Origin of the sequence: Methylorubrum podarium (genome assembly GCF_022179745.1) — a bacterium.
Lineage (GTDB): Bacteria > Pseudomonadota > Alphaproteobacteria > Rhizobiales > Beijerinckiaceae > Methylobacterium > Methylobacterium podarium.
Map to the genome: position 1 here is coordinate 1 of NZ_BPRD01000556.1, position 1,847 is coordinate 1,847.

The 1,847-nt window shown below is 73.6% G+C and carries 3 protein-coding genes; 2 read left to right on the forward strand and 1 reads right to left on the reverse strand.

Going from position 1 to position 1,847, the window contains the following annotated elements; translation table 11 throughout:
* Together MFF42_RS23450 and MFF42_RS23455 are read left to right on the forward strand one after the other, a co-directional pair.
* A partial coding sequence (locus tag MFF42_RS23450; RefSeq protein WP_238258160.1) for an FAD-dependent oxidoreductase occupies positions 1–349 on the forward strand: 349 nt, incomplete at its 5' end.
* A complete protein-coding gene (locus MFF42_RS23455; RefSeq protein ID WP_238258162.1) occupies positions 330–1,391 on the forward strand; it encodes a phytoene/squalene synthase family protein in 1,062 nt (353 codons plus the stop codon). The genes MFF42_RS23450 and MFF42_RS23455, both read left to right, overlap by 20 nt.
* Positions 1,392–1,428: 37 nt before the next feature.
* Here MFF42_RS23455 and ureG read toward each other — a convergent pair.
* Positions 1,429–1,847, reverse strand: a 419-nt coding sequence (ureG, locus tag MFF42_RS23460) for an urease accessory protein UreG (protein ID WP_238258164.1), incomplete at its 5' end; no start/stop codon positions are given.

Sequence of the window (1,847 nt, forward strand, 5' to 3'; positions counted from 1 at the left end):
CCTCGCCGGCGGCCAGGACTGGGCGCAATGCGCCGAGCCCTATCGCCAGCGGATCGCCCGCTTCCTCGAAGGCTCGGTGCTGCCGGGGCTCTCCGATGCCCTCGTCACCTCGCGTGTGACGACGCCGCAGGACTTTTCCGACGACTTCCTCAGCTTCCGCGGCTCGGGCTTCGGGCTGGAACCGGTGCTGACGCAATCGGCGTGGTTCCGCCCGCACAATCGGTCGGAGGACGTGGCGAACCTCTTCCTCGTCGGCGCGGGGACGCATCCCGGCGCCGGATTGCCGGGCGTGCTCTCCTCGGCCCGTGTCCTCGATTCCGTGGTGCCGGATGCCCGTGTTCGTGCCTGACCCCGCCATCCCCAGTGCCGACGATCTGGCTGCCTGCCGGGCCGCGATCCGCGCCGGCTCGAAAAGCTTCTTCGCCGCCTCGATGCTGCTGCCGCCCGCGGTGCGAATGTCGGCCTACGGCCTCTACGCCTTCTGCCGCCTCTCCGACGACGCGGTGGACGAGGCGGGCGGCAACCGCGCCGCGTCCCTCGCCCGCCTGGAGCGGCGGCTGAGCGCCGCCATCGCCGGCCGGCCCGCCGACCACCCGGCCGACCGCGCGCTTGCCGAGGTCATCACCCGCCACGCCATCCCCGAGGCGCTGCCGCGGACGCTGCTCGAAGGATTCGCCTGGGACATCGAAGGACGGCGCTACGACACCCTGTCGGATCTCGCCGCCTACGCCGCCCGCGTCGCGGGGACGGTCGGAGCGATGATGACGCTGGTGATGGGCGTGCGCGACGCGGACGCGCTCGCCCGCGCCTGCGACCTCGGCGTGGCGATGCAATTCACCAACATCGCCCGCGACGTCGGCGAGGATGCCCGCGCCGGGCGCCTCTACCTGCCGCGGAGCTGGCTCGACGCCGCCGGGATCGATCCGGACGCCTTCCTCGCTGATCCGAGCCTCAGCCCGGGCCTGCGGCGCGTCGTGGCCGACCTGCTGGTGGCGGCCGAGGGGCTCTACGCCCGCGCCGAGCCCGGCATTGCCGCGCTTCCCCTCGGTTGCCGCCCGGCGATCCGCGCCGCCGGCACGATCTACGCGGAGATCGGCCGCGCGGTGGAGGCGAACGGGCTCGACTCGGTCACCCGGCGCGCCCGCGTGAGCGGCGCCCGGAAGGCCGGTCTTCTCGCCCGCGCCGTCCTGCCCGCGGGCCGCACGGCAGGTCTGTCCGCGCCGCCGCTGCCGGAGACCGCCTTCCTCGTGGAGGCGGTGCGGCACCATCCGGTCCCGGCCTCGCGCCGCCTGCCGCCCTGGTGGGACGTGTCGGGACAGGTCGTGCGCGTGCTCGACCTGATCGAGGTGCTGGAGGAGCGCGACGCGTTCCGCCGCTCGGCGCCGTCGTGAGAACAGGGGGTGCAGCCGCGCATCTCCTGAAACGACGTCACCCCAGCCCGCCGGCCTCGACGATGAAGCGCGCCACCGTATCCGCCCCGTGCCCTTCGCGCAGCGAGGCGAAGACGTAGGGCCGCGGGCCGCGCATCCGCTGCGTGTCGGCCTCCATCACCGAGAGGTCGGCCCCGACCAGCGGGGCGAGGTCGGTCTTGTTGACGATGAGCAGGTCCGAGCGGGTGATACCGGGGCCCCCCTTCCGCGGGATCTTCTCGCCGCCCGCCACGTCGATGACGTAGAGGGTGATGTCGGCGAGCTCCGGCGAGAAGGTCGCCGCAAGGTTGTCGCCGCCGGATTCGATCAGGACGAGGTCGAGCCGGGGGAAGCGGCGGCGCATCTCCGCCACCGCCGCGAGATTGATCGAGGCGTCCTCGCGGATCGCCGTGTGCGGGCAGCCGCCGGTCTCGACGC

Bases quoted from the DNA above. Each gene is read 5' to 3' on its own strand.
- MFF42_RS23455 (WP_238258162.1), top strand. From the start codon at position 330: ATGCCCGTGTTCGTGCCTGACCCCGCCATCCCCAGTGCCGACGATCTG.